Origin of the sequence: Streptomyces anthophorae (assembly GCF_049310305.1) — a bacterium.
In the GTDB taxonomy this organism is placed as follows: domain Bacteria; phylum Actinomycetota; class Actinomycetes; order Streptomycetales; family Streptomycetaceae; genus Streptomyces.
The window spans coordinates 2,291,972-2,317,835 of the sequence record NZ_JBLWQQ010000001.1 but is presented as its reverse complement, the minus strand read 5'-3'; the positions used below and the strand labels follow the sequence as shown (position 1 = coordinate 2,317,835).

At 71.7% G+C, this 25,864-nt stretch carries 24 protein-coding genes; 15 read left to right on the top strand and 9 right to left on the bottom strand.

The window, feature by feature from the left end; genetic code table 11:
* Nucleotides 1-52: 52 nt before the first annotated feature.
* Nucleotides 53-511, bottom strand: a complete 459-nt coding sequence (locus tag ACNYS0_RS10435; RefSeq protein WP_422472600.1) for an Lrp/AsnC family transcriptional regulator — start codon at nt 509-511, stop codon at nt 53-55.
* Between the two features lie 94 nt (nt 512-605).
* Here ACNYS0_RS10435 and ACNYS0_RS10430 point away from each other — a divergent pair, with 94 nt between their 5' ends.
* Nucleotides 606-1,079 (top strand): rhodanese-like domain-containing protein, encoded by a 474-nt coding sequence (locus ACNYS0_RS10430; protein WP_422472598.1) that lies wholly within the window; start codon nt 606-608, stop codon nt 1,077-1,079.
* A 417-nt stretch (nt 1,080-1,496) separates the two neighbouring features.
* Here ACNYS0_RS10430 and ACNYS0_RS10425 read toward each other — a convergent pair whose 3' ends face one another.
* From ACNYS0_RS10425 to ACNYS0_RS10415, 3 genes are all read right to left on the bottom strand, one after another.
* Nucleotides 1,497-2,954: a catalase gene (locus ACNYS0_RS10425; RefSeq protein ID WP_422472596.1), complete on the bottom strand. Its 1,458-nt coding sequence runs from the start codon at nt 2,952-2,954 to the stop codon at nt 1,497-1,499.
* Nucleotides 2,955-3,173: 219 nt separating this feature from the next.
* On the bottom strand, nt 3,174-4,070 hold the full coding sequence (locus ACNYS0_RS10420; RefSeq protein WP_422411153.1) for a 2-hydroxy-3-oxopropionate reductase: 897 nt from the start codon (nt 4,068-4,070) through the stop codon (nt 3,174-3,176).
* A gap of 64 nt (nt 4,071-4,134) precedes the next feature.
* Nucleotides 4,135-4,971 (bottom strand): TIM barrel protein, encoded by an 837-nt coding sequence (locus ACNYS0_RS10415; protein ID WP_422472594.1) that lies wholly within the window; start codon nt 4,969-4,971, stop codon nt 4,135-4,137.
* 249 nt (nt 4,972-5,220) lie between these two features.
* On the opposite strand from ACNYS0_RS10415, the gene ACNYS0_RS10410 reads away from it, so the two are divergent.
* From ACNYS0_RS10410 to ACNYS0_RS10360, 11 genes are all read left to right on the top strand, one after another.
* The gene (locus tag ACNYS0_RS10410; protein ID WP_422472592.1) at nt 5,221-6,003 is read left to right on the top strand and encodes a hypothetical protein; all 783 of its coding nucleotides are present in this window, start codon (nt 5,221-5,223) and stop codon (nt 6,001-6,003) included.
* Nucleotides 6,000-8,276, top strand: a complete 2,277-nt coding sequence (locus ACNYS0_RS10405; protein WP_422472590.1) for a hypothetical protein — start codon at nt 6,000-6,002, stop codon at nt 8,274-8,276. Before ACNYS0_RS10410 ends, ACNYS0_RS10405 begins: the two co-directional genes overlap by 4 nt.
* Complete coding sequence (locus ACNYS0_RS10400) at nt 8,273-9,886, top strand: type 1 periplasmic-binding domain-containing protein (protein WP_422472588.1); 1,614 nt, start codon at nt 8,273-8,275, stop codon at nt 9,884-9,886. The genes ACNYS0_RS10405 and ACNYS0_RS10400 overlap by 4 nt, the downstream gene beginning before the upstream one ends.
* 61 nt (nt 9,887-9,947) lie before the next feature.
* A complete protein-coding gene (locus tag ACNYS0_RS10395) occupies nt 9,948-10,214 on the top strand; it encodes a hypothetical protein (protein ID WP_385762172.1) in 267 nt (88 codons plus the stop codon).
* 50 nt (nt 10,215-10,264) lie between these two features.
* Nucleotides 10,265-10,576, top strand: a complete 312-nt coding sequence (locus ACNYS0_RS10390; protein WP_422482567.1) for a helix-turn-helix domain-containing protein — start codon at nt 10,265-10,267, stop codon at nt 10,574-10,576.
* Nucleotides 10,577-10,736: 160 nt separating this feature from the next.
* Nucleotides 10,737-11,243 carry a 2-oxo-4-hydroxy-4-carboxy-5-ureidoimidazoline decarboxylase gene (gene uraD / locus ACNYS0_RS10385; RefSeq protein WP_422472586.1) on the top strand — a complete coding sequence of 169 codons (507 nt, stop codon included), beginning with the start codon at nt 10,737-10,739 and terminating at the stop codon, nt 11,241-11,243.
* 20 nt (nt 11,244-11,263) lie between these two features.
* Nucleotides 11,264-11,662 (top strand): hydroxyisourate hydrolase, encoded by a 399-nt coding sequence (gene uraH, locus ACNYS0_RS10380; RefSeq protein ID WP_422472584.1) that lies wholly within the window; start codon nt 11,264-11,266, stop codon nt 11,660-11,662.
* Nucleotides 11,663-11,667: 5 nt separating this feature from the next.
* Nucleotides 11,668-12,603, top strand: a complete 936-nt coding sequence (pucL, locus tag ACNYS0_RS10375; protein ID WP_266715277.1) for a factor-independent urate hydroxylase — start codon at nt 11,668-11,670, stop codon at nt 12,601-12,603.
* An 86-nt stretch (nt 12,604-12,689) separates the two neighbouring features.
* Nucleotides 12,690-14,099, top strand: a complete 1,410-nt coding sequence (locus tag ACNYS0_RS10370; protein WP_422472581.1) for a nucleobase:cation symporter-2 family protein — start codon at nt 12,690-12,692, stop codon at nt 14,097-14,099.
* Nucleotides 14,100-14,142: 43 nt separating this feature from the next.
* On the top strand, nt 14,143-15,528 hold the full coding sequence (locus ACNYS0_RS10365; protein WP_422472579.1) for an 8-oxoguanine deaminase: 1,386 nt from the start codon (nt 14,143-14,145) through the stop codon (nt 15,526-15,528).
* Between the two features lie 350 nt (nt 15,529-15,878).
* The gene (locus ACNYS0_RS10360) at nt 15,879-17,231 is read left to right on the top strand and encodes a nucleobase:cation symporter-2 family protein (protein ID WP_422482565.1); all 1,353 of its coding nucleotides are present in this window, start codon (nt 15,879-15,881) and stop codon (nt 17,229-17,231) included.
* A 48-nt stretch (nt 17,232-17,279) separates the two neighbouring features.
* Here the strand turns inward: ACNYS0_RS10360 and ACNYS0_RS10355 are convergent, their stop codons facing one another.
* Nucleotides 17,280-18,236: a hypothetical protein gene (locus tag ACNYS0_RS10355; RefSeq protein ID WP_422472577.1), complete on the bottom strand. Its 957-nt coding sequence runs from the start codon at nt 18,234-18,236 to the stop codon at nt 17,280-17,282.
* Between the two features lie 219 nt (nt 18,237-18,455).
* Between ACNYS0_RS10355 and ACNYS0_RS10350 the strand changes: the two genes are divergently transcribed.
* On the top strand, nt 18,456-19,124 hold the full coding sequence (locus ACNYS0_RS10350; RefSeq protein ID WP_422472575.1) for a TMEM175 family protein: 669 nt from the start codon (nt 18,456-18,458) through the stop codon (nt 19,122-19,124).
* On the opposite strand, the gene ACNYS0_RS10345 is transcribed toward ACNYS0_RS10350, so the two are convergent.
* From ACNYS0_RS10345 to ACNYS0_RS10330, 4 genes are all read right to left on the bottom strand, one after another.
* A complete protein-coding gene (locus tag ACNYS0_RS10345; RefSeq protein WP_422472573.1) occupies nt 19,082-19,576 on the bottom strand; it encodes a GNAT family N-acetyltransferase in 495 nt (164 codons plus the stop codon). The two genes, ACNYS0_RS10350 and ACNYS0_RS10345, sit on opposite strands and share 43 nt — an antisense overlap.
* A gap of 25 nt (nt 19,577-19,601) precedes the next feature.
* The gene (locus tag ACNYS0_RS10340; RefSeq protein WP_422411172.1) at nt 19,602-20,024 is read right to left on the bottom strand and encodes an acyl-CoA thioesterase; all 423 of its coding nucleotides are present in this window, start codon (nt 20,022-20,024) and stop codon (nt 19,602-19,604) included.
* Nucleotides 20,025-20,115: 91 nt separating this feature from the next.
* Entirely contained in the window at nt 20,116-20,760 is a 645-nt protein-coding gene (locus ACNYS0_RS10335) for a hypothetical protein (protein WP_422472571.1), read from the bottom strand.
* A gap of 74 nt (nt 20,761-20,834) precedes the next feature.
* Entirely contained in the window at nt 20,835-21,428 is a 594-nt protein-coding gene (locus tag ACNYS0_RS10330; protein WP_422472569.1) for a histidine phosphatase family protein, read from the bottom strand.
* A 211-nt stretch (nt 21,429-21,639) separates the two neighbouring features.
* Between ACNYS0_RS10330 and ACNYS0_RS10325 the strand changes: the two genes are divergently transcribed.
* Together ACNYS0_RS10325 and ACNYS0_RS10320 are read left to right on the top strand one after the other, a co-directional pair.
* Entirely contained in the window at nt 21,640-24,525 is a 2,886-nt protein-coding gene (locus tag ACNYS0_RS10325; RefSeq protein WP_422472567.1) for a DEAD/DEAH box helicase, read from the top strand.
* Nucleotides 24,522-25,856, top strand: a complete 1,335-nt coding sequence (locus tag ACNYS0_RS10320; protein WP_422472565.1) for an SWIM zinc finger family protein — start codon at nt 24,522-24,524, stop codon at nt 25,854-25,856. The genes ACNYS0_RS10325 and ACNYS0_RS10320 overlap by 4 nt, the downstream gene beginning before the upstream one ends.
* The last annotated feature ends 8 nt before the right edge of the window (nt 25,857-25,864 follow it).

The following is a 25,864-nucleotide window of genomic DNA, read 5'->3' as shown; positions in this document are numbered from 1 at the left end:
GTTCACACGAACCGGGGGCCCGCCCTTCGGTCGTACCGGGGGCGTCGGGTGGCTACGGGGACACGGCCGTCGTGATCGAGCGGCTGGGGAGAGGGCTGGAGTAGACGATGCTCGTCGTGACGGAGCCCAGTGCGGCGATGCGGCCCGTGGTGTGCTCCAGGTCGCGCATGGAGCGGGCGACGACCTTGAGGACGAAGCAGTCCTCGCCCGTCACATGGTGTGCCTCCACGATCTGGGGTGTGGTGTCGAGCAGGTCGTGGAACGGCTTGTAGTTGCCGGTCGGGTAGCGGAGGCGGACGAAGGCGAGGATGTCGAGCCCAAGGGCCTCGGGGCTCACGACCGCGGAGTAGCCGGTGACGACCCCGCTCTCCTCCAGCCGCCGGACCCGTTCCGTGACGGCGCTCGGCGACATGGAGACGCTGCGGGCCAGCTCGGCATAGCTGGCCCGCCCGTTGCGTTGCAGGGCTTCCAGGATGCGTATGTCGGTGGGGTCGAGGGAATCAGCGGCCATGGCAGATGGATACCACGGAGTCCACGGCGAAGCGGGGCGAGGGCCGTGGATCACGGGTTCTGGGGGAAGGGGCGCGGCGCATAGCGTTCAGGGCATGACCACCACGCAGATCAGCGCCGCCCTTCGGGTGCCGCCGGCGGCACCCGCCGAGGCGGCCGCCCACTTCAGCGCACGCCTCGCCTTCCAGGCGGACGTGTCCGATGTCCGTGCCTCGCTGGAGTCCGGAGACCCGGGCTTCGTGCTCGTCGACTCACGGGCGGACGCCGCGTGGGCGCAGGCGCATGTGCCGGGTGCGCTGCACCTGCCCACCGCCGAGATCCCGGCGCGGGCGGCGGGCCTGCTGGATCCGGCGGTGCCGGTCGTCACGTACTGCTGGGGGCCCGGCTGCGACGGCGCGACCCGCGCGGCGCTCGCCCTCGCCCGGCTCGGCTACCGCGTCAAGGAGATGATCGGCGGCATCGAGTACTGGATCCGCGAAGGGCTCCCCGTCGAGGGGGCGAACGGCGTCGAGCAGCGGGCGGCCGACCCGTTGACGGCACCGGTCGGGTCCGTCCACTGCGCTTGCTAGCGGCCCACCGGGACACCGAAGAGCCCCGGATACGGACCGTCGTATCCGGGGCTCCGGCATCGGTGGGAGGAGAGTTGTTGCCGTCCGACGGCGCGCGACTGGCGGAACATGCATGCGCGCCACCGGACGGAGACCGAGGAAACCCCAACGGGCGGACCCCGTCGGGGAATTGGCTGGGACCGCGGCGGCTGTCGTACGACGGTTCTCCGTTTCCTCTCCCTCAGGTCGAGAGAGGAGCGGCGAACCTTCACCACCGCACTGGCTCGTACGCTGCACAAGCCGCCGCGGTCCTCGTCCTCCCGCGACCGCCGGCCAGACCACCCCTCATCCGGGTCGTGGCAGGCGGCGCGGGCCATTGCGTACGGGGGAAGACCTCCCGCCAACCCTCGTACGCAGTCTGGGTGTTGCCCTGAGGACTCAGTCCTCGCGCAGGGCGCGGACCGCTTCCTCCACGCGCTTGCCGTAGTCGGCGTCGGCGGCGTGGAAGTGGGCCAGGTTCTTCTCCACGATGTCGTCGCGCGAGACCTGGGAGAGGCCGCCCGCGATGTTCGCGACCAGGCGTCCCTTCTCGTCCTCCGACATGAGGCGGTACAGCTCGCCCGCCTGGAAGAAGTCGTCGTCCTTCGTGTGGGCCGGGGCCTCGTGGGTGCCCGTGTGGCCGTTGATCGCGAGCGGCGCGGCCAGCGGGCGGCCGGTCTCGACGGGGCCGTCGAAGGAGTTCGGCTCGTAGTTCTTGCGGGTGCGGCCGTAGGCGTTGGTGGCCATGACGCCGTCGCGGCCGTAGTTGTCCGCCTCGGTCGCCTTGGGCGCGTTCACCGCGAGCTGGGTGTGGTTGACGCCCAGGCGGTAGCGGTGCGCGTCCGCGTACGCGAACAGGCGGCCCTGGAGCATCTTGTCGGGCGATGGACCGATGCCCGGAACGAAGTTGTTCGGGGAGAAGGCGGCCTGCTCGACCTCGGCGAAGACGTTCTCGGGGTTGCGGTCCAGGACCAGGCGGCCCACCCGCTGGAGCGGGTAGTCCTTGTGCGGCCACACCTTGGTGAGGTCGAACGGGTTGAAGCGGTAGTCCGCGGCCTCGGCGGCCGGCATCAGCTGGACGTACAGCGTCCAGGACGGGTTCACGCCGCGCTCGATGGCCTGAAGCAGGTCCGTCTGGTGCGAGTTGGGGTCCTTGCCCGCGATCTCCGCGGCCTGGTCGGACGAGAGCGAGCGGACGCCCTGGTTCGTCTTGAAGTGGTACTTGACGAAGAAGGCCTCGCCCTTGTCGTTCGTCCACTGGTAGGTGTGCGAACCGTAGCCGTTCATGTGGCGGTAGGACGCCGGGATGCCGCGGTCACCCATCAGCCAGGTGATCTGGTGCGTCGCCTCCGGGGCGTGCGCCCAGAAGTCCCAGACGTTCTCCGGCTCCTGCTTGCCCGTGAACGGGTCGCGCTTCTGGGAGTGGATGAAGTCGGGGAACTTCAGCGGGTCCTTGATGAAGAAGACCGGGGTGTTGTTGCCGACGAGGTCGTAATTGCCCTCTTCGGTGTAGAACTTGAGCGCGAAGCCGCGCGGGTCGCGGACGGCGTCCGCGCCACCGAGGTTGTCGGCGACGGTCGAGAAGCGCAGGAAGACCTCGGTGCGCTTGCCGACCGACTTCAGGAAGTCGGCGTACGTGTAGTCGGTGACGTCGTCCGTCACCTCGAAGTAGCCGTACGCGCCGGAGCCACGGGCGTGCACCACGCGCTCCGGGATGCGCTCGCGGTTGAAGCGGGCGAGCTTCTCCAGGAGGTGCTGGTCCTGAAGGAGGATCGGGCCGCCGACGCCTGCGGTGGCGGAGTTCTGGTTGTCGGCGACAGGGGCGCCGGACTCGGTGGTGAGCACACGCTTCGGCATTCTTCGAGGCGACCTTCCGTGCAGTGGCTGCTGACGATGAGAGCGGTTTACGGGGGCGATGGTGTGGAGCGTAAGGACCCCTGAACAGCTACGTCAACAGTTTGTTGAAGTTATGGGTGCGCGAATGAGGGTTCCGGGCCGCGGCGGCGCCTGGGCGCGACAGGACAGGTGTCAGCGCCGCCACGGCCCGGAAGTCTTGGGGTGTTGCCGGGCTCGGTCCTACTTGGGCTGGTCGCCCGAGAGGCGCTCGACCGCGCGCAGCAGCGCCGAGTGGTCGAGGCCGCCGTCGCCCTGGGCGCGCAGCGAGGCGACCAGCTGGGCGACCGTGGCGCCGACGGGCAGGGAGGCTCCGACATTGCGGGCGGCGTCGGTGACGATGCCCATGTCCTTGTGGTGCAGGTCGATGCGGAAGCCCGGCTTGAAGTCCCGGTTCAGGAAGTTGTCCTTCTTGCGGGTCAGCACGGTGGAGCCGGCGAGGCCGCCGTTCAGCACGTCCAGGGCGGCCTTCAGGTCGACGCCGGACTTCTCCAGGAAGACCACGGCCTCGGCGCACGCCTGGATGTTCACGGCGACGATCAGCTGGTTGGCGGCCTTCACGGTCTGGCCGGAGCCGTGCGGACCGCACAGCACGATGGTCTTGCCGAGCGCGTCGAGCAGCGGCTTGGCCTCGTCGAACTCGGCCTGCTCGCCGCCGACCATGATGGACAGGACGGCCTCGATCGCGCCGGCCTCGCCACCGGAGACGGGGGCGTCCAGGACGCGGATGCCCTTGTCCTTGGCGGCCTTCGCGAGGTCGACCGAGGTCTGCGGGGTGATCGAGGACATGTCGATGAGCAGCGCGCCGCTCCTCGCGTTCTCCAGGATCCCGTCCGGGCCGTAGGCGATGGCCTCGACCTGCGGGGAGGCCGGAACCATCGTCACGACGACATCGGCGTCCTTGACGGCCTCGGCGATCGACTTCGCGGCGGTGCCGCCGGCGGCCGTGAGGCGGTCGAGCTTGTCCTGCTCCAGGGTGAAGCCCGTGACGTCGTAACCGGCCTTGATCAGGTTCTCCGACATGGGGGAGCCCATGATGCCGAGACCGATCCATGCGACCTTGGGAAGGTTGTTGCTCATGAGGGTGACTCCAAATGCCTTGATACGTCGATGAGTTGGCGTCTGCCGAAAGGTCGCCGCGGGCTCAGGCCGCGCGGTGCTCGCGCGGCAGCCAGTCGAAGGCTTCGGCGCTCGGGGCGTCGCCCGGCTTGTACTCCAGGCCCACGTAGCCCTCGTAGCCGGCCTTCTTCAGCTGGTCGAGCAGCTCGGCCAGCGGCAGCGAGCCGGTGCCGGGGGCGCCGCGGCCCGGGTTGTCGGCGATCTGCACGTGCGCCGTCTTGTCGGTGTACGCGTCGATGATCGCCGTCAGGTCCTCGCCGTTCATGGACAGGTGGTACAGGTCCATCAGGAACTTGGCGTTGCCGAGGCCGGTCGCGGCGTTCACCTTGTCCACGATCTCGATCGCCTTGGGGGCGCTCACGATCGGGCACTTCGGCGACTCGGGCGCGTTCAGCGCCTCGATAAGGAGCACGGCGCCGACACGGTCGGCCGCACGGGCGGCGAGCACCAGGTTCTCCAGGGCAAGCTCGTCCTGCTCCTGCTCGGAGACGCCGTCGACGCGGTTGCCGTACAGCGCGTTGAGCGCCGTGCAGCCGAGGGACTGCGCGAAGTCGGCCGCGACGTCGATGTTCGCGCGGAACTTCTCGCTCTCCTCGCCGGGGATCGACAGGGCGCCCCGGTCCGGGCCCGGCAGCTGCCCCGCGTAGAAGTTCAGGCCGGTGAGCTGGACTCCCGCGTCCTTGATCGCGGAGCGCAGGGCGTCGAGCTCGGACTTCTCGGGGGTGGGGGCGTCGACCCAGGGCCACCACAGCTCGACCGCGTTGAAGCCCGCCGCGGCGGCGGCCGCGGGGCGCTCCAGGAGCGGGAGCTCGGTGAAGAGGATCGACAGGTTGACGTTGAAGCGCTGGTCTGTGAAGCCCATCAGGGTCGGCGCTCCCTTCAGGTTCGTGATGGCCGAGCTTCCGTATTGCGGAAGTTCGTTTCTACTTGATGGAAGATTGCCTGTAAGGGCTCGTGGCTGTCAAGAGGGGACGTCGAAATTCGCCGCGCCCGCGCCCGGGCCGGGGTATCGAGAAACCGGCTCGTGACACGTGTCCGACCTTGAAGTTCGGGGAAGGTGAACGCCCGTTGCCGGTCACGGGAGTTGGGGGAGATGGGCGGATCCCGGTCAGTGCCGACGAACGGCCTCTCGCCGGTCTACGACGAGACGGGGGCCGCCTCGGCGCGGTTCTTGCGCTGGCTCGTCGAGCAGACCGGCACGGGCGGGGCGAGCCGCGTGGCCAGCGCCGATTTCGCTCCGCACGAGCGATGCAGCGTGGACCTGGTCGCCGATGCCGTGGGGCGGCTCGGCGCGCTCGGCTGGCTCACCGAACACAACGACTCGGGCGCCGACCCGCCCCTGGTCAGCCCCACCGCCGCCGGGCTCGCCGAGGTCGCCGTCTGGGACGAGGCCTACGCCGACCGGGAGGCCAGGCGCCGCTACGCCAAGGCCGCCCTCTTCGCGTACTGGGACCGGGCCGGGCAGCACCGCAGCGGCGAGGAGTCCCACCCCGAGAACTTCCTGTGGGCGAGCGAGGCCTTCTACTGCGGCCGCCAGCTCCTCCTGGAGGACCTGGAGTTCGCCAGGAACCACCTGGAACTGCCGGCGCCCGTCCACGTCAGCGCGGCGGAACAGGGCGAGGGCGTGGTGATCTCGTACGAGCAGCTGGCCCAGCTCGTCCGGGCCTCCCTGCCGGAGGCGACCGAGAGCGACAGCGAGCTGCACCAGGTGCGCGCGCTCGCCGACGAGCTGACCGAGACCATCGACCGCGGCGGCCGGCCCGACGAGGGCCTGGTGCGGCGCTTCATGGAGCGCGTCCCGGGCGTGCTCCAGAGCCAGGGGGTCGGGGTCGGCAAGGAGGTGGTGGTCGGCTTCCTCGCCGACTTCGTCCGGCAGACGCTGAGGCTGCCATGACCGACCACGGGGGTCACGGGGGCGGGAGCCCGGCGACCGAATCCGACGAGCAGATACCCGAGGTGTACGCGCGCCAGCCGCTCCTGAGCCAGCTGGTGCCGCGCCTCATCGGCCTGGAACGCGACCGCCACCGGCGGCACCGCCGCGAGGAGTTCGCCGACGACCTCCCGGTCGTCCTGCTCAGCGGGCGGCACGGCACCGGCAAGAGCGCCTTGCTCAACGACCTCCAGCGCGCCTACGCCCCCGACACCGGCCCCTGGTCAGGACCGCGCGTGCCCTTCGCCCGCATCAACTGCACCGACCTTCAGGAGCGGGCCAGGGTCGGCCCCGAGATCGCCAACAACTCGTACGTCGTCGAGCTGCTGGTCGAACTCGTCCGCCAGCTCTCGCACCCCGTCGCCGGGTTCGGGCGCCTGCGCTTCCCGAGGACCACCGCGGGACTGCTCGCCGTGATCTCCGCCAGGCGCCCCGGCATCGACGACGAGCTGGCCGTCGCCGACCGGCACGCCGCCGCCCTGATGGGCCCCTGGCCGGCCGGCGAACCCCCGCCCACCTGGGACGCGCTGTTCCGCCCCGCGCTGCCCGCGCCCGCGGACGGCGGCTCGCCCGACCCGGCCGAGTTCCCCGAGGCGGCCGTGCGCACCTACCTCGCCCGGCAGCTCCGCCGCCGCACGCGCGGGCTCGGCCCCCGCGGCCTCGTCAGCTGGTACGAGAACCACCGCAGCGAGAGCGACAACCGGCTGCGCGGGATGCCCCCGGACGCGGCCGTCGAGCCGCCCCGCGTACCGGCCGCGCAGCGCGCGCGGGCCGTGGCCCGGCTCTGCCAGGAGTTCCACCAGGGCCGGGGCTTCAGGCGCGGCGTCGAACGCATGCTGGTGGCCGCGTTCCTCAGGGACGTGCGCTACGGCAGGCTGCGACGCGGCAACCGGGCCCCGCGGCCGCTGATCCTGCTCGACAACGTGCACACCGACCCCGGCCGCGACTTCCTCGAACTCCTCCTGGAACACCGAGCGTTGCAGGAGCGCGGCGCCCGCGACCCGCTCGTCGTCCTCGCCACGGAGCTGCGCGGCGACGCGGGCGCCGCCATCGACAACGACGCGACACCCGAGGAGGAGCAGGAGACCGCCCCCTACCACCGGGCCACCCGACAGCCCCTCCAGGAGGTCGGCGCGCGCACCCGCTGGAGCCGCGACAGCGCGGAGCCGTCCGAGGGAGTGCTGCTCCTGCCGCTGCCGCAGCTCGACACGGAACACGTGGAACGCATGCTCCGCAGCGACGAACGGGTCACCTTCGACCCGTACATCGCGACGGCGCTGCACGATCTGACCCGCGGCCACCCCATGGGGGCCCGCAGGATGTGCGACGCCGTCGTGCACAAGGCGCGCGGCGAGGAGTGGGTCGCGGCCGAGGAGCTGCTCGACCTGGACCATCCCGGCGGCGCCGGGGAGTCGGTCGTCTGGCGGCTGCTCGACACCCTCGTCGGCAGCGAGGACCACGACGAGCTGTGCCTGCTCTCGCTGGCCTGGGACCGGGAGGCCGCCGAACAGCTGGCCGAACGGTGGGTGCCGCGGCGCATCGACGACCTGGCCGCCGCCGACGGCGTCGCCGCCCAGCTGGAACGGGAACGCTGGTCGCGCGGGCCCGGCAGCCGCCCGTTCATCACGGACCGCTTCCTGCGCGCCCTGCTCGTGCACCAGATGCGCAGCGGGCGCGGCGCGGGCGGCGTGGGCTGGGGCGACGCGCACGGGCTGCTCGCGCAGCACCACAGGCGCCGGGCCGAGGGCCGTGCGGGCCGGGCCGGGCGCGACGAGTGGGCCCGCTTCCTGTGGCACCGGCTGGCCGGGGGAGAGACCCAGGAGGTCGTCGACCGGCTGCACACGGAGTTCGGGCGCCCCGAGGGCGACGCCCTGGAGTGGCTGCGGGCGCTGCGGACGGTGGCGCACGCGCCGCGACCGCCCGGCGACCTCTGGTTCGAGCAGTGCCAGGAGATCGGCAAGGGGCGCAGGGACCGGCCGCAGCTGCGGGCGGACCCGGAGGCGAGCCTGGAGAAGCAGGCGGTCTTCCGGCTGCTGCACGCCCTCTGGTACTCCGCCGACGAGCTCGCCGAGGCGGACCGGCTGCTGGCCGCGCGGATCGGGCAGGACCTGTCGTTCCTGTCCGCCCAGCACCTGACCGGTCGGGCGGTCCTCGCCCAGGCCGCGGTCCGCTGGCCCCGGGCCGTACGGGACGGCGACGACTGGCCGCTGGAGCGCAGCTGGGGAGGGGCGGCATGAGGGGCCGCTGGACGGACCGCAGGAACTGGCGGTGGCTGCCGCGGCGGCTCCGGTTCCGGGTCCTCGGCCTGATCGACGTGATCGCGCTGTGGGTGCTCGTCGGGGCGCTGCTCGTGGGCGGCACGTGGTGGGGCGTCGGCACGTACCTCGACCAGCGCAGGTACTGCACCGACAGCCACGAGCTGCGGCGGACGGGCCCCGACGGCGAGTGCGTCGGTGTGACGGAGCGGCCCCAGGCCCTGGGGGACCCGGAGCTGAAGGACGTCCTGGGGCGGATCGCGCACGAGAACGAGACGGCGAGACGCTCCGGGAAGCGGCAGGTGAGCGTCGCCGTCGTCATGCCGTACACCGCGAAGAACCCCGGTGCCGCGATGTCGCCCGAGCTGATCCGGCACTCGCTCCAGGGCGCCTACGTCGCGCAGCGCACGTACAACCACGGCCCGACCACCAAGGACGCCGCGGTCCGGCTCGTGTTCGCCAATGTGGGCGAGTACCTGAACCACTGGGCACCCGTGACCCGCGAACTGGCGGCCAGAACCAAGGACCAGGACGCGCCCCTCGTCGCCGCCATCGGCTTCCCCAACAGCGACAGCAGGACCCTGGACGCCGTGCGCAGCCTCGCCGAGCACCGGATCCCGTCGGTGAGCGCCGCGCTGAGCGCCAACGGCATGGAGAACCCGTACCTGTACAAGGTCTCGCCCTCCAACCGGCAGTTCGCCGAGGCGCTGAAGGGCTACGTGGACGCGAACGGGATGAACCGCGCGAAGGCCTTCATGATCGCCGACAGCAGGAAGGGCGACGACTACGTCTCCAATCTGCGCAATGTCTTCTACGAGGAGTTCGGCGCGGACTACGGCATCGACCACGACCCGGTCGACGGCCGGATCGGCAGGTACCAGGGCAAGAAGGGGCCGCAGCGGGGCAAGACGGGCGTCTTCGGCCAGGCCGTCGAGGCGATGTGCCTGGCCGATACCCGGACGGTGTTCCTCGCGGGCCGCGACGCGGACCTGGAGCCGTTCCTGCGGTCCATCCGCCTGACCACGTCCTGCGGCGACTATCCGAAGGACGATCCGCTGCGGATTCTGCGCGTCAGCACCGGGCGCGACCCGAGCACCGAGTCCCCGGAGGTCCGCGGGATCGCCGAGAGCATGAACATCCGGATCGTGACGGCGGCCGCGGTGGACGCGCCCCGCTGGGGCCGGGGCGGCACGCAGGCGCCCGGGCGCTTCCCGGACTTCGCGGCCGCCTACCGGGACGGCTTTCCGCACGAGCCCGGGAACGCGCTCAACGACGGCTACGCGGCGATGTTCCACGACGCGCTCTCCGCGGTGAACCGGGCGGTGTACGAGGCCTACGAGGACGGCGGCCCGCCCCTGACCCAGGACGACGTCAACCGGCAGCTGGGCCAGGGCTCGCCCGCCGACCGGTGCGCGCAGTGCGTACCGGCCGCCACGGGCGATTTCACGTTCGCGGACGAGCTGGAGGGGCCGAAGGGGCACTGGCCCGTGTGCAAACCCGTACCCATCGTGACGTTCCCGGAGGCGAACCGGAGCAAATCTCCGCTCTACCGGACCTACGAGAGCGCGAGCAGCGAGTGCCCCGCGCCCTGAGTCCCGTCCGGATCCCCGCGGTGGCTCCCGGTAACCGCTTCATGCGGGTTAGGTTGAACGCGTGCGATTGAGAGTGGAGTTCACGACGGAGCCCTTCGACCTGGAGGAGGCGCCCGAGCACGCGCTCGCGGCGCGCCGGGTCATCGAGGCGGCCGATCTCGACGAGGTCGACGTGGGGCCGTTCGGCAATACGGCGGAGGGCGGCGCGGACGCGGTCCTGACCGCGGTCGACGCCCTGCTGCGCAGCAGCCTCGAGAGCGGGGCGACGCGGATCTCGCTCCAGGTCAACGTGGTGGGGGACCCCCAGGGGAAGGGTGACGACGCGTGAACGACACCGGGGACGCCTTCATCACGGCGGTGAAGCCACTGGTCGACGCGATGGGCGGGGAGCTGATGCCGCCGGAGGGGGCGGGGCCCGACGACGTGGTGCTGGCGTGGCAGGGGGCCGATGTCGTGGCCGTGCGCCTGCCCCAGCTGGCGGACTCGCTCGATCACATCCTGGCGGCCATGGAGCGCACCAAGGGGATGCCGCTGTCCGCGCTCGACCGCCGGCAGAAGCAGGAGGTCGTACGGCTCCTGGAGGCGCGCGGAGCGTTCTCCGTACGTCACGGTGTGGAGACGGTGGCCGGTGCCCTCGGCGTTTCCCGCTTCACCGTCTACAACTATCTCAACCGGGACAAGACCCCCTGACCTGGGACGATACCGAGCCGAGCGTGCGCCTCCACACCGCCGTCCGATATCCGGACGGCGGTTTTTTGTAACTCCGAGTTTTCAACAAAGTGTTGACGTGATGTTTCCGGGGGCGTTAGCTATCTGCAGCCCGTCCAGCACAAGGCCACGGAGGCACCCCGTGACTTCAGGTTCGACGCCGGGACTCTCCCGGTTCAACACCTCGGACGAGAGTGCGGCCCAGGCCGAGCTCCACGAGGTGTGTGCTTCATCGGCGTGGGGGAGCAAGCTTCTCGCCCAGCGCCCCTTCGCTTCCGCAGAGACCCTCTTCACCGCCAGTGACGCCGCGATGGCGGAACTGACCGCGGACGACCTCGCCGAGGCGATGGCGGGGCACCCGCCGATCGGCCGCCCGAAGCCCGGCGACCCGACGTCCTCGCGCGAGCAGCGCGGCATGGCGGGGGCCTCCGAGGAGCTCAAGAAGGAGATGCTCGAGCTCAACCTGGAGTACCAGGACAAGTTCGGTCACGTCTTCCTCATCTGCGCCACCGGCGCCACCGGGGAGCAGATGCTCGATGCGCTCAGGACCCGGATCGGCCACACCGCCGAGCAGGAGCGGGAGATCGTCCGCGCCGAACTGGGCAAGATCAACCGCATTCGCCTGGCCCGCATCGTAGAAGCACCGTAAGAACAGGAAGCGAACGCCTGATGAGCACCGAGACCACGGCATCGGTGTCCACGCACATTCTGGACACCAGCATCGGACGCCCCGCCGAGGGCGTCGCCATCTCCCTTGCGGCGCGCGCCGGTTCGGGCGCCGAGTGGCAGGCGCTCGGCGGCAGTGCCACCGACGCGGACGGGCGCTGCAAGGACCTGCCGGCGCTGCCGGAGGGCACCACCCACGTACGCCTCGACTTCGAGACCGAGGCGTACTTCGACAAGAAGCAAGCCGATGCGCAGCAGGACGCCCCCGCGAATCGGGACAGCGACACGAACGGAGCGTTCTTCCCGGAGGTGGCGATCACGTTCGCCGTCAAGCCGGGCGAGCACTACCACGTGCCGCTGCTGCTCAACCCGTTCGGCTACTCCGTTTACCGAGGGAGCTAGCAGACATGCCCACGATCCTGGGACACAACCAGTACGGCAAGGCCGAGAACCGAGTCGTAAAGATCACGCGGGACGGCGACACCCACCACATCAAGGACCTGAACGTCTCGGTCGCCCTCAGCGGTGACCTCGACGACGTCCACCTCACCGGGTCGAACGCCAACTGCCTGCCGACGGACACCACCAAGAACACCTGCTTCGCCTTCGCCAAGGAACACGGCATCGAGTCGGCGGAGCAGTACGGGATCGAGCTGGCCCGGCACTTCGTCGAGAGCCAGCCGTCCATCCACCGGGCGCGCATCCGCATCGAGGAGTACTCCTGGGAGCGCATCGCGGGATCCGACGCGGGCTCCAAGTTCATCGGCGCCGACGAGGTCAAGCACTCCTTCGTCCGCAAGGGCCAGGAGACGCGGCTCGTCCAGGTCACCTATGACGGCGAGAAGTTCGAGGTCCTCAGCGGACTCAAGGACCTGACCGTCATGAACACCACGAACTCCGAGTTCTGGGGCTACATCAAGGACAAGTACACGACGCTCAAGGAGGACTACGACCGCATCCTCGCGACGTCGCTGTCCACCTGGTGGCGGCACAACTGGACGGGCGTGGACGACGAGCGCACGCCCAACTGGAACAAGTCCTACGAGCAGTCGAAGAAGCACATCCTCCAGGCCTTCGTCGAGACGTACTCGCTGTCGCTCCAGCAGACCCTCTTCCAGATGGGTTCGCGCGTCATCAACAACCGCAGCGAGATCGACGAGATCCGCTTCTCCGCGCCGAACAAGCACCACTTCCGGCAGGACCTCTCGGCCTTCGGCCTGGAGAACGAGGCGAAGGACGGCGCCGTGTACTGGGCCGCCGACCGCCCCTACGGCCTGATCGAGGCCACCATCCTGAGGGACGGCGCGGACCAGCGCATCCCGGTCGACATGACCAACCTCTGACGCCCCAGGCGTAGTTGACGCGGCAGCGTGCCCCCGCCCACCCGCAGGCGGCGGGGGCACGCAGCACCCGGAGGGAACATAAAGCAATGGCAGTGCCAGCAAAGGGGCCGGCTGAAGCCGAGGGCCCGTGTTCCACCCCACCGGAGAGCAGCACCGCATCGCAGGTGCATCCGGTGGACGAAAAGCTCCACCCGTCGCGGCTCGCGCCCGCGGCACTCCAGCACATAGCCGCCATGTACGCAGGCGTCGTCACCCCGCCGCTCATCATCGGCCAGGCCGTCGGGCTCGACACCGCGGGCCAGACCCGGCTGATCGCCGCGTCGCTGCTCATCGCTGGTCTCGCCACCCTGCTCCAGACGCTCGGCGTCAAGGGCTTCGTCGGCAACCGGCTGCCCTTCGTCAACGCCGCGTCCTCCGCGGGCATCGCACCGATGCTCGCCATCGCCGAGACGAACGCCAAAGGCGACCAACTCCCCGCCATCTATGGGGCCGTCATGGTCGCGGGCGTCTTCTGTCTCGCGGTCGGGCCGTTCTTCGGACGGCTCCTCAGGTTCTTCCCGCCGCTCGTCACCGGCGTCGTCATCACCCTCATCGGTGTGACGCTGATGCCCGTGCCGGTCGGCTGGGCCCAGGGCGGCGACAAGACCGCCGCCGACTACGGCGACATGCGCTACCTCGCCCTCGCCGCCTTCACGCTCGTCGTCATCCTGCTGATCCAGCGCTTCGGCAAGGGCTTCGTCAAGCAAGTCGCCCTGCTCTTCGGCATGTTGGTCGGCACGCTCGCCGCGATCCCCTTCGGCATGGCCGACTTCAGCTCCCTCAAGTCCGCGCCCGTGGCCGCGCTCCCGACGCCGTTCGCCTTCGGCGCGCCGGAGTTCCAGCCCGCCGCGATCATCTCGCTCTGCCTCGTCATGCTCGTCCTGATGACCGAGTCGAGCGCCGGCATGCTCGCCATCGGCGAGATCTGCGAGCGCGAGTGCGACGGAAAGACCATCACCCGGGGTCTGCGCACCGACGGCATCGCCACCTTCATCGGACCGATCTTCGGCGGCCTGCCGACCTCGGCGTTCGCCCAGAACGTCGGCGTCGTGTCCCTGACCAAGGTGCGCAGCCGCTACGTCGTCGCCGTCGCCGGCGCCACCCTGCTGATCCTCGGCGTCTTCCCGATGCTCGGCGCGGTCGTCTCCATGGTCCCCATGCCGGTCCTGGGCGGCGCGGGCATCGTGCTGTTCGGCTCGATCGCCGTCAGCGGCATCCGGACGCTCTCCGAGGCGGGCCTCGACGACAGCTCCAACATCATCCTGGTGGCCGTCTCGCTCGGCGCGGGCATCATCCCGCTCGCCGCACCGAGGTTCTACGCCGACTTCCCGGCCTGGGCGCAGACCGTGCTCGGCTCCGGAATCAGCGCGGGCGCGCTCGTCGCCGTCTCGCTCAATCTGTTCTTCCACCATCTCGGCACCCGTGGCGCACCTGCCGCGGCACTCAAATCTTCCTAGGGTCCTGCCGTGCCCACACGTCACACCGACTGAAGGAAGCACCATGGCTCCTGCCACGGCAAACCGCATCGTCATCGAGAACGTCGCCATCGCGACGGTCGACGCGCACGACACCGAGTACGCCTCGGGCCACATCGTCGTGGCGGACAACAGGATCGAGTCCATCGGCGCGGGCAGCGCGCCCGAGGGCCTCGAGAACGTCGTCCGCCGGATCGACGGCACCGGCCACCTGGCCACACCCGGCCTCGTCAACACGCACCACCACTTCTACCAGTGGATCACCCGTGGCCTGGCGACGGACCACAATCTGTTCAACTGGCTGGTGGCGCTGTACCCGACGTGGGCGCGCATCGACGAGCAGATGACGTACGCGGCGGCGCAGGGCTCCCTCGCGATGATGGCCCGCGGCGGTGTCACCACCGCCATGGACCACCACTACGTGTTCCCGCAGGGCTCCGGCGACCTCTCCGGATCGATCATCCGGGCGGCCGCCGAGACCGGAGTGCGCTTCACCCTGGCGCGCGGCTCCATGGACCGCAGCGAGAAGGACGGCGGACTGCCGCCGGACTTCGCCGTCGAGACCCTCGACGGCGCGCTCGCCGCGACCGAGGAGACGGTCAAGAAGCACCACGACGACTCCTTCGACGCGATGACGCAGGTGGCCGTGGCCCCCTGCTCGCCGTTCTCGGTGTCCACGGAACTCCTCAAGCAGGGCGCCGAGTTGGCGCGCCGCCTCGGGGTGCGCCTTCACACCCACGGCAGCGAGACCGTCGAGGAGGAGAAGTTCTGCCACGAGCTGTTCGGCATGGGCCCGACCGACTACTTCGAGTCGACGGGCTGGCTCGGCGAGGACGTGTGGATGGCGCACAGCGTCCACATGAACGACTCCGACATCGCCGCGTTCGGCCGTACGAAGACGGGCGTGGCGCACTGCCCGTCCTCCAACGCCCGCCTCGCGGCGGGCATCGCCCGCGTGCCCGACATGCTGGCGGCCGGTGTCCCGGTCGGCCTCGGCGTCGACGGCACCGCCTCCAACGAGTCGGGCGAACTCCACACCGAACTGCGCAACGCCCTCCTCATCAACCGCCTCGGCGCGCACCGCGAGGCGGCCCTGAACGCCCGTCAGGCGCTGCGCCTCGGGACGTACGGGGGCGCGCAGGTCCTCGGCCGGGCGACCCAGATCGGGTCGCTCGAAGCCGGCAAGCTGGCCGACCTGGTGCTGTGGAAGATGGACACCCTCGCCCACGCATCGATCGCCGACCCGGTGACCGCGCTCGTCTTCGGCGCGGCCGCACCGGTCACCCTCTCCCTCGTGAACGGCAAGCCGGTGGTCGAGGACAGCCGCCTGCTGCACGTCGACGAGGACGCCATCGCCCGCTCCACGCGGGCGGAGGCGCAGCGCCTCGCGCGGATCACCGCCGAGAGCTGACCTTTTGAGACTCCGGTCAGGGGGGACGGCCCCTGGCCGGGGACTCGATCGAGCTGCCGAGCGGGCTGTTCGACCGAGTGCCGCCCCGGAACGTGGCCCAAAGCTTCACGTTCCCGGGGCGGCCAGTAATACCTGGGCGCACAACAACTGAACAGCACCACCAGCACGACCTTGCACCTTGCACCACCTCCCAGAAGCGAAAAGCGCCGGCGGCCTGCCGGGGCTGGAAAACAACCGGAGGAGCCGCAGTGGCGACGAAGCCCAGGTTCACCAAGCAAGGCACGACCCCCGCCGACGAGTCCGCGGGGCATACCAAACATCCGGTAGACGAGAAGTTGCCACCGCTGAAGATGGCGACGACGGGTCTCCAGCACGTGGCGGCGATGTACGCGGGCGTGGTCGCGCCCCCGCTCATCGTCGGCGCGGCGATCGGGCTCAGCCCGAAGGAGCTGACCTTCCTGACGGGCGCCTGCCTGTTCACGGCGGGTCTCGCGACCTTCCTCCAGACGCTCGGCATCTGGAAGATCGGCGCGCGCCTCCCGTTCGTGAACGGAGTGACCTTCGCGGGCGTCGCCCCGATGCTCGCCGTCGTCGGCTCGACGAAGGACAAGGACGACGCGCTGCCGATCATCTTCGGAGCGGTGATCGTCGCGGGTGTGCTCGGCTTCATAGCCGCGCCGTTCTTCTCGAAACTGGTGCGGTTCTTCCCACCGGTCGTCACCGGCACGGTCATCACCCTCATCGGTGTCTCGCTGATGCCGGTCGCCTTCGGCTGGGCCCAGGGGCCCGACGTCAAGGCGCCCGACTACGGCTCGATGAAGAACCTGGCGCTCGCCGGCGTCACGCTCGTGATCGTGCTGGTCATCCGCCGCTTCACGAGCGGCTTCGTCAAGCAGATCGCGGTCCTGCTCGGCCTGGTGATCGGCACGGTGATCGCGATCCCGTTCGGCGCCACGGACTTCTCGCCGGTCGGCGACGCCGACATCATCGGCTTCCCGACCCCGTTCCACTTCGGTGCCCCGCAGTTCGCGGGCGCGGCCATCGTCTCGATGATCGTCGTCATGGTGGTCTCGATGACCGAGTCGACCGCCGACATGCTCGCCCTCGGTGAGATCGTCGGCCGCCCCGCCGACGAGAAGACGATCGCGGCCGGTCTGCGCGCCGACACCCTCGGCTCCGCCGTCAGCCCGCTGTTCAACGGCTTCATGTGCAGCGCGTTCGCCCAGAACATCGGCCTCGTCGCGATGACGAAGATCCGCAGCCGGTTCGTGGTCGCGGCCGGCGGTGGCTTCCTCGTCCTGATGGGCCTGTGCCCGATGGCGGCCTCGCTGATCGCGGTCGTGCCGCGCCCGGTGCTCGGCGGCGCCGGTGTCGTGCTGTTCGGCTCGGTCGCGGCCAGCGGTATCCAGACCCTGGTCAAGGCCAACATGGACAAGGACAACAACGTCCTCATCGTCGCCGTCTCGCTCGCCGTGGGCCTGATCCCGATCGCGGTGCCGGAGTTCTACCACGCATTCCCGGAGAACGCGAAGATCATCCTGGACTCGGGCATCTCGACGGGCTGTGTCGCGGCGGTCGTGCTCAACCTGCTGTTCAACCACATCGGCAAGGGGCGCGACGCCGACGACGTCACGTCGCCGATGGAGTCGGGCGGCGACATCGCGGAACAGCGCACCCAGCCGACGGCGGCGGGGGCGCACTGAGCGGCGCGGCGGGGGTGGCGCGGTCGGCGGCGCCACCCCCGCCGCGTCTCACCCGCCGCACACGCGCGCCGACTTCAGGTATCCGCCCAGATTCTCGTCGTCCGTGCCGAGCAGCGCCCGGCCGTCCGCGCCCGGCACGCACTCGACCGCCTCGATCTTGCGGCCGTCGAACCTGTCGGGGACGCCGCGCCGCTCGGCGATCCGCAGGGTGGCCGCGGTTCCCGACGCGTTCAGCGACACCCGGCCCGCCTCGCTCACCGCCGAGGCGAACGGCCCGTCGTCCCCGGCGTCCGAGGCCGAACCCACCATGATCCGGCCGGACTTGGTGACTGACATGTCGGAGACGTGCCGCACATCCCCCTTCGGATAGGCCGCGCGGAACTCCGCCTGCTCTACGCTCCCGAACTCCGCTTCCCCGTACTCGTTGAAGGAGAACGGGGCCGCGAACACCGTCGCCGGGCGGTCCGCGCCCGCGCCCCGGTCCGCCCACACCGCGACCGTCCTCCCGTGCGCCGCCGTGCCGAGCGCGAAGCCCTCGAAGTCCGCGCCCTCGGGGATGGCGGGCAGCGGCGCCAGGTCGAGCACGCGCGCGGTGCCCCCTTCGACGTGCAGCCGGTACACGAGGCCCCTGCTGGCCAGCGCCATGAACTCGCCGTCCTTGCCCGGCACCGCCTCGATCGCCTCCAGGTCCTTGGGCTCCATGCCCTCCCACGCGACCGGGGCGACCTTCGTGTCCTTCGGCGCGGCGGGGTGGAAGGTGATGCGGCTGATCCGCGACTGGCCGGGCTTCTTGTTGTCGTGCACGACGAGCGCCTCCACCGCGCCGTCGGCCGCCTTCTCGCCGGTGAGCGCGAGCCCGCTGACCCCGGACGTGGCGTCGTCGCCGACCTGCTGCCAGTCACCGGTGGGCGGCGCGGACCGCGCCGGGGCGCCCGCACGGGCGGGTGCGGCGAGGGCCAGCGTGACAAGGGCGGCGGAGAGCAGGGACTTGTGGCGCAACTGCATGGGCGGGGCCTCTCGCATGGGGGCGTTCGGATGGTGCCGTGAACGAGGTCGACGCGCGTAGAAAGGCGGGTCGAACCGGACCGTAGCGATCTTCGCGGGAGGAGGCAAGGGGTGTGCGGCGCTCGTCCGGCCCGGATCCGTTGGCGGGCGCACAATGCTCAAGTACGGTCACAACAGGGCGAGTTGGACGGGGCGCGGGACGGATCGGGGTGGGGGAGCATGAACGGTCCGAAGGGGCACGGAAGCGGCGACCCGGGGCGCCTGGAAGCCTTCAGCGACGGCGTCTTCGCCATCGCCGTCACACTCCTGATCCTGGAGATCAAGGTGCCGCACGTCGAACACGGCGAGAGCCTGTGGCGCGCGCTCGGCGAGCAGTGGCCCTCGTACGCGGCGTACGTCGTCAGCTTCCTGGTCATCGGCATCATCTGGGTCAACCACCACCAGGTGTTCGGCCATGTGGCGCGCGTCGACCGCACGTTGATGTTCCTCAACCTGCTGGTGCTGCTGATCGTCGCGGCGCTGCCGTGGCCCACGGCGATGCTCGCCGAGTACCTGCGCGGCGACGACGCCGCCGCGCACACCGCGGCCGCCGTCTACAGCCTCACCATGGTCGCGATGTCCTTCTCCTTCCAGGCCCTGTGGTGGCACCTGACCCGCAGCGGGCACCTCTTCCACCCGCGCGTCGACCCCGAGGGGGCCAGGGGCACCCGGGTCCGCTTCGCCCTCGGCTCCCTGGGGTACCCGGCGACCGTCGGCCTCGCCTTCGTCTCGGCGCCCGCGACGCTCGCCGCGCACGGGGCGCTCGCGCTGTACTACGGCTTCAACCAGGTCCAGGTGCCGACCCGTCAGGACCCGGAAGCGGCGGGCCCGATGAGGGACTTGGCGTAGAAGCGGCTGTCGTCGTACTCCCGGAACGGGCCGAACGGCGGCGTCGGACGGTAGCCGTCGGCCTCGTACAGGCCGATCGCCTCGGGCAGGTGCACGCCCGTCTCCAGGACCATGCGCGTACGGCCCGCCTCCCGCGCGCTGTCCTCGAGCGCGGTCAGGATCCGCCGGGCGAGGCCCCGGCCGCGCGCCCGCTCCACGACGAACATGCGCTTCAGCTCGGCGTCCCCGTCCGCGTAGCCCGCGTCGTCGCGCTCCTGCGCCCGCCAGCCGCCGCAGGCGACCGGGACCCCGGCGTCGTACGCGACGAGGAACAGGCCCCGCGGCGGGTCGAAGTGCCCGGGGTGCAGCTCGGTGAAGTCGTCGTAGCCGAAGCGCTTGCGGTACTCGGCCTGCACCTGCTCGCTGAGCGAGACCGCGTCGGGGTGGCCGTAGGAACGGCTGTGGATGTCCATGGCGGGGGAGCGGCGGCGCGGACGGTCAGAGGCCGAGGACGGCCGGGGCGGAGGCCAGCTCCTTGAAGATCTCCCCGGGGTTCTTCACCAGCTTGCGCTCCGTGAGGTCCATGACGCCGCTCACCGCGGTCACTTCGGCCGCCACCGAGCCGTCGGCCCTGCGGAGCGTCTGGTGGACGCGGAACACCTTGCCGTCGCCGAACTCGAAGGCGCAGCTCACGTCGACGACGTCGCCGGCGCGCAGCTCCCGCAGATAGCGGATGTTCGTCTCCAGGACGACGGGGCCCACCCCGCGGCCGAGCAGGGCGTTCTCGTCGAGACCGGCGTGGCGCAGGAACGACCAGCGGGCGTGCTCCGCGTATTGCAGATAGACGGCCTGGTTGAGGTGTCCGTTGACATCGATCTCGTACCCGCGGACCTCGACCGGTACGGAAAACTGCTCTGCCACGACGTTCCTCTCGATGGCTCGATGATGGGGCGTTGTGCCGATCATGCCAACAGGCGGGTGGGGTACGGCATTCCGGCCGCCGTGAGCTGCGTTACGCCCGTCTGGGCGAGGCCAGCAGATAGCGGGGTCCGCCGCGCGCCCCCGCGTGCTCACTGACCTGCCAGCCCGCTTCCCGCAGCGCCGCCGCGCACGCCGCGAGCCCGGCAGGGTCCGGGTGCCGCACGGCGACGGCCTCCGGCTGCGGGGTCTCCTGCACGCGATAGCCGGGACTGTCCCCGTCCCCGTCCCGGCCCCCGGTCGCGGGCGCGCAGCCCGCGGCCTCCAGGGCGAGCGCGGCGGACGGGGCGAGCCGGCCGCGCTCCCAGACGCACGGCCGGTCCGTCGCGCCGTCCGGGTTCGTCATCCGGCGTATCTCCAGCAGGCCCTGCCAGGCGGTGCGCACCTCGCGCGCCCGCGCGGGCCCCCCATCGCCGGGCGGCTCGCCGCCGAGCCGCGCGGCGAACACCCCGCCGGACTCCGCCGGTCCAGGACCGGCGGCCGGGGGCTCGTCCGCGGCCTCCCGCAACCGGTGGCCCGCCGGGGTCAGGAAGTGCTCGTGCGGGGGCCGCGGGTGCCGGAACGCCAGCTTCAGCACGATGAGCCGGTCGAGCTGGGCGGGCGTGCCGGAGATCCGGCCCGTCTCCGGATCGGCGGCCTCGATGATGCGGCGCTGCGCGGCCGTCGGCGGTCTGGTCATGGCGTGCCTCCCGTCTGGAACCGATGGTGCACGACGGGACTGACAACGGGCCGGTTCGTCCGGGGTGGATGCCCTCAGGGCCGCAGGTTCCAGCCGGAGATCACCGGTCTGCCGTGCTCGAAGGTGAGCCGGCTGACCGTGCCCGTCGCCAGCAGGAAGTGCGAACCGCCCGAAGGCGGCAGTCCGAGGCGCCGCGCCGTCAGGACCCGCAGGAAGTGGCCGTGCGAGACGAGGACGACGCTGCCCTCGTTGTTGGAGAGCGCCGCGTCGACCTTGGAGAGCATCCGGTCGGCCCGCTCGCCCACCTGCTCCGGCGTCTCGCCGGGATGCTCGGGCGGCCCCGGCGGCACCCCGTCGTCGAACAGGTACCAGTCGGGCCGGGTGCGCTGGATCTCCCGCGTGGTGACGCCCTCGTACCCGCCGTAGTCCCATTCGTGCAGGTCGGAATCGACGGTGTAGCGCTTGAGGCCGGCCAGCTCGGCGGTCTCCCGGGTGCGCTGGAGGGGGCTCACGAAGACCGCCCCGATGTGATAGCTGCCGACGAGGGGAGCGACGCGGCGCGCCTCCTCCCGGCCGTTGTCGGTGAGCGGGATGTCGGTGAGGCCGGTGTGCTGCCCGGTGAGGGCCCATTCGGTCTCGCCGTGCCGGACGAGAAGCAGATCACCCAAGGTTCGCGCCTGTTCGCTAGGAGATGGGCAGAGGCACGGCCATTGTCCCCGGGCGGCGGCGGGCGGGCCCGGCGGGAGGGGCGGATCGGGCGGCCAGGGCGGACCGGACGCGGGGCACCGGGCATGGGATCAAGGATTGTCAGACCCGGCCCGTAAGGTCTTAGGGGTCGTCGAGGCCTGAGCGGAGAGAGGGAAGGGAGGTGGCGCGACCGTGCCGGAGCTGTCGGGTGTCCCCCTGAGCGCTGCCGCCGTCTTCCTGCCCGATCCGCTGCCGCGCGCCGGGCGGATCGCGTTCTGGTCCCCGGACGCGCCGGAGGGGCCGGGCGGGCCGGACAGGTCGGGCCTTCCGGGAGCCGACGGCGAGCTGACCCTCGTGCGGCCGCACGGCTCCGGGGTGCGCGGCCAGCGGGTTCCCGCCCTCGTCCTGCCGGTCCTCGACGCGCTGCCGCTGCTGCTGCGGGCCCGCCGCACCCGGAGCGCCCACCCCGCGGCCGCCGCCTGGGGAGCGGCCGCCGCGCACGCCCTGCACCTGGTGGCGCGGGGCCGCCTGCTGCCGGGCCTCACCGCGTCCGACCACGACGCATGGCGCGCGGGCCCGCTCGACGAGGACGACGTGGCGCAGGTGCGGGGCATCGCCGCCGCCCTGCCGCCCGAGGGGTACGCGACACCGGTGCCGGGGAGCAGGCCGCTGCGGGTCCCGCAGCCGGAGGCCCTGGTGCGGGCCCTGCTCGACGCCGTGGCCGACGCGCTGCCGCGCACCCCGGCCGCGGCGCACGCGGCGGGCGCGCCGTTCGCCGCCGCTGCTGCCCAGCACATTCCCCGGGCCCGCCCCTGGGCGGTCGAGGCGGCGGCCGGGCTCGACGCGGGCGTGAAGGTGTCGCTGCGGCTCGATCTGTCGCAGTACGCGTTGTTCGACGCGGAGGGAGACGGCGAGGCCGAGGGGGACGCCGGTGCCCGCCGCGCGGGCGCCGCCATCGTCCAGGTGCACAGCCTCGCCGACCCCACGCGCGTGGTCGACGCCGCGGGCCTGTGGGCGGGGGAGGCCGGGGACCACTTCGGGCCGCGCACCCGGATCGACGCGGTCCTCGCGGTGCGCCGCGCCGCGCTGGCCTGGCCGCCGCTCGGCCGCCTCCTGGAGCAGGACGTGCCGGACGTCCTGGCCCTGTCCGAGAGCGAGCTGACGGACCTGCTCGGGCCCGGCGCGGCCCGCCTCGCCAAAGCGGGCGTGACCCTGCACTGGCCGCGCGACATCGCCCGCTCGCTGACCGCGACCGCCGTGGTGCGCGCGCAGGCCGCGCCCGGCTCGGCCACCGACGGGACGCCGTTCTTCGACAGTGACGAGCTGCTGAGGTTCGACTGGCAGGTGGCGCTCGACGGGGACCCGCTGACCGAGCGCGAGATGGACCTGCTCGCCGAGTCGCACCGCGCGGTGGTGCGCCTTCGCGACCAGTGGGTGGTCGTCGACCCCGACCTCGTCCGCAAGGCCCGCAAGCGGGAACTGGGCCTCCTCGAGCCCGTCGACGCGCTGGCGGTCGCGCTGACCGGCGAGGCCGAGGTCGACGGGGAGCGGGTCGCGGCCGTGCCCGCGGGCCGCCTCGCCGAGCTGCGCGACCGGCTGACCCGGGGCATCGACACGGTCGAGCCGCCCGAGGGCCTGCACGCGACGCTGCGCGACTACCAACTGCGCGGCCTCGCCTGGCTCGACCTCATGACCTCGCTCGGCCTCGGCGGCTGCCTCGCCGACGACATGGGCCTCGGCAAGACCGTCACGCTCATCGCGCTGCACCTGCGCCGCGCCAGGACCGCGCCCACGCTCGTCGTCTGCCCGGCGTCCCTGCTCGGCAACTGGCAGCGGGAGATCGAGAGGTTCGCCCCCGGCGTTCCGGTGCGCCGCTTCCACGGCGTGGACCGCGCCCTGACCGGCGTCGAGGGCGGCTTCGTCCTCACCACGTACGGCACCTTGCGCACCCGCGCCGCCGAACTCGCGGGACACACCTGGGGCATGGTCGTGGCGGACGAGGCGCAGCACGTGAAGAACCCCAACTCGGCGACGGCGAAGGCGCTGCGCACCATCGAGGCCCCCGCGCGCGTGGCGCTCACGGGCACACCGGTGGAGAACGACCTGTCCGAGCTGTGGGCCCTGCTCGACTGGACGACACCCGGGCTGCTCGGTCCGCTCAAGGCGTTCCGCGCCCGGCACGCGCGCGTGGTCGAGGGCGAGGTCCCGCTCCAGGGCCAGGGCGGGACGAACCCGGAGGCGATCGAGCGCCTCGCCCGCCTGATCCGCCCGTTCATCCTGCGCCGCAGGAAGTCCGACCCCGGCATCGTCCCCGAACTGCCCCCGAAGACCGAGTCCGACCACCCCGCGCCGCTCACCCGCGAGCAGGTGTCGCTCTACGAGGCCGTGGTGCGCGAGTCGATGGCGCAGATCGAGGAGGCCGAGGGCATCGGCCGCCGCGGTCTGATCATGAAGCTGCTCACGTCGCTGAAGCAGATCTGCAACCACCCGGCGCAGTACCTCAAGGAGGGCCAGAGCGACGGCTCCCGCCCCCGCCTGGCGGGCCGCTCCGGCAAACTCGCCCTCCTGGACGAGCTGTTGGACACGATCGTCGCCGAGGAGGGGGCGGTCCTCGTCTTCACCCAGTACGTGTCGATGGCCAAGCTGCTCGCCACACATCTGACCACCCGCGGCATCCCCAGCCAGCTCCTGCACGGCGGCAGCACGATCGTCGAGCGCGAGCGCATGGTCGACCGCTTCCAGTCCGGTGAGGTCCCCGTCTTCCTGCTCTCCCTGAAGGCGGCCGGCACCGGACTCAACCTCACGCGCGCGGGGCACGTGATCCACTTCGACCGGTGGTGGAACCCGGCGGTGGAGGAGCAGGCCACCGACCGGGCGTACCGCATCGGGCAGACCCAGCCCGTGCAGGTCCACCGGCTCATCACCGAGGGCACGGTGGAGGACCGGATCGCCGAACTGCTCGCGACCAAGCGGGCGTTGGCGGACGCGGTGCTCGGCACCGGCGAGGCGGCGCTCACCGAACTGACCGACCGGGAGCTCACGGATCTCGTGACGCTGCGCAGGGAGGCGACGCGATGAGCCCGACGCGCAGGCCCCACAGGACGCACCGGCCGCACGTGCCGAGCCGCGCGGGCGCCGACGAGCAGGCGAAGGCCCGGCACCTGGACACGCGGCGCACGTTCCCGCCGCTGCCGCCGCGCGCCGAGCCGGGCGGCAACTTCGCCCTCACCTGGTGGGGCAACGCCTGGGTCGACGCCCTGGAGGACTCCGCCCTCGACCAGGGCCGCCTCGCCCGCGGCCGCGCCTACGCCGACCGTGGGCACGTCGACGCGATCACCGTCACCCCGGGCCGCGTCGTCGCCTACGTGCACGGCTCGCGCCCCCGCCCCTACCGGGCCGAACTGCGCCTGCGGGAACTGCCGGACGAGGCCTGGGACCGCTTCCTGGACACGGCCGCGGCCCGCCCCGAACACCTGGCGTCACTCCTGGACAAGGACGTGCCGCACGCGCTGGCGGCGTCGGCCGACCTCCTGCCCACGGTCGACGACGTCAGCCCCGAGTGCACCTGCCCGGACCGCGGCCACCCCTGCAAGCACGCGGCGGCGCTCTGCTACCAGACGGCCCGGATCCTCGACGAGGACCCGTTCGTGCTGTTCCTGCTGCGCGGGCGCGGCGAGCAGGAGCTGCTGCGGGCGCTGACCCGGCGCAGCTCGGTGCACGAGGCGGCGGAGCGCTCCAAGGCGCGGGCCCCCGAGCTCGACTCGCTCCCGGCGAAGGACCTGTACGCGAGCGCCGGCGGTCAACTGCCGCAGCTGCCCCCGGAGTTCCCGGCCCCGCCGCACCCCGAGCGCCCGCCCTCCTACCCCCAGGCGCCCGACGCCCCCGACCCGCTCGCCCTCGACCTCCTCGCCACGGAGGCCGGTGTCCGCGCCCACGAGCTGCTCACCACCGGCACGGACCCGATCGCCGCCCTCACCCCTTGGCAGGACGCGGTCCGGCTCGCCGCCGCGCACCCCGGCTCCGGGCTCACGGCGGCGACCCGCGCCCTGTACTCCTCGCTGTCGCGTGGCACGGGCCGTACGCCCACGGATCTGGCGCGCGCCGTCGCGGCCTGGCGTCAGGGCGGGCTCGAGGGCCTCTCGGTCCTGGAGGAGGAGTGGGACCCGCCGGCGGGACCCTTCGACCGCGCACGCCCCGCGCTCCTCGCCATGGGGCACCCGGAGTTCCGCCCCCACCGCAACCACCTGTCGACCCGCTCCGTCCAGCTCCGCCTGGGCCGGGACGGCCGGTGGTACGGCTACGAGTCCGATCCCGGCCGGGACGAGTGGTGGCCCCGCGGGGAGCCGGGCCGGGACCCGGTCTCGGCGTTGGACTCCGTCCTGGACCCGTCAAGCCCCTGCGGCGATTGAGCAGCGGA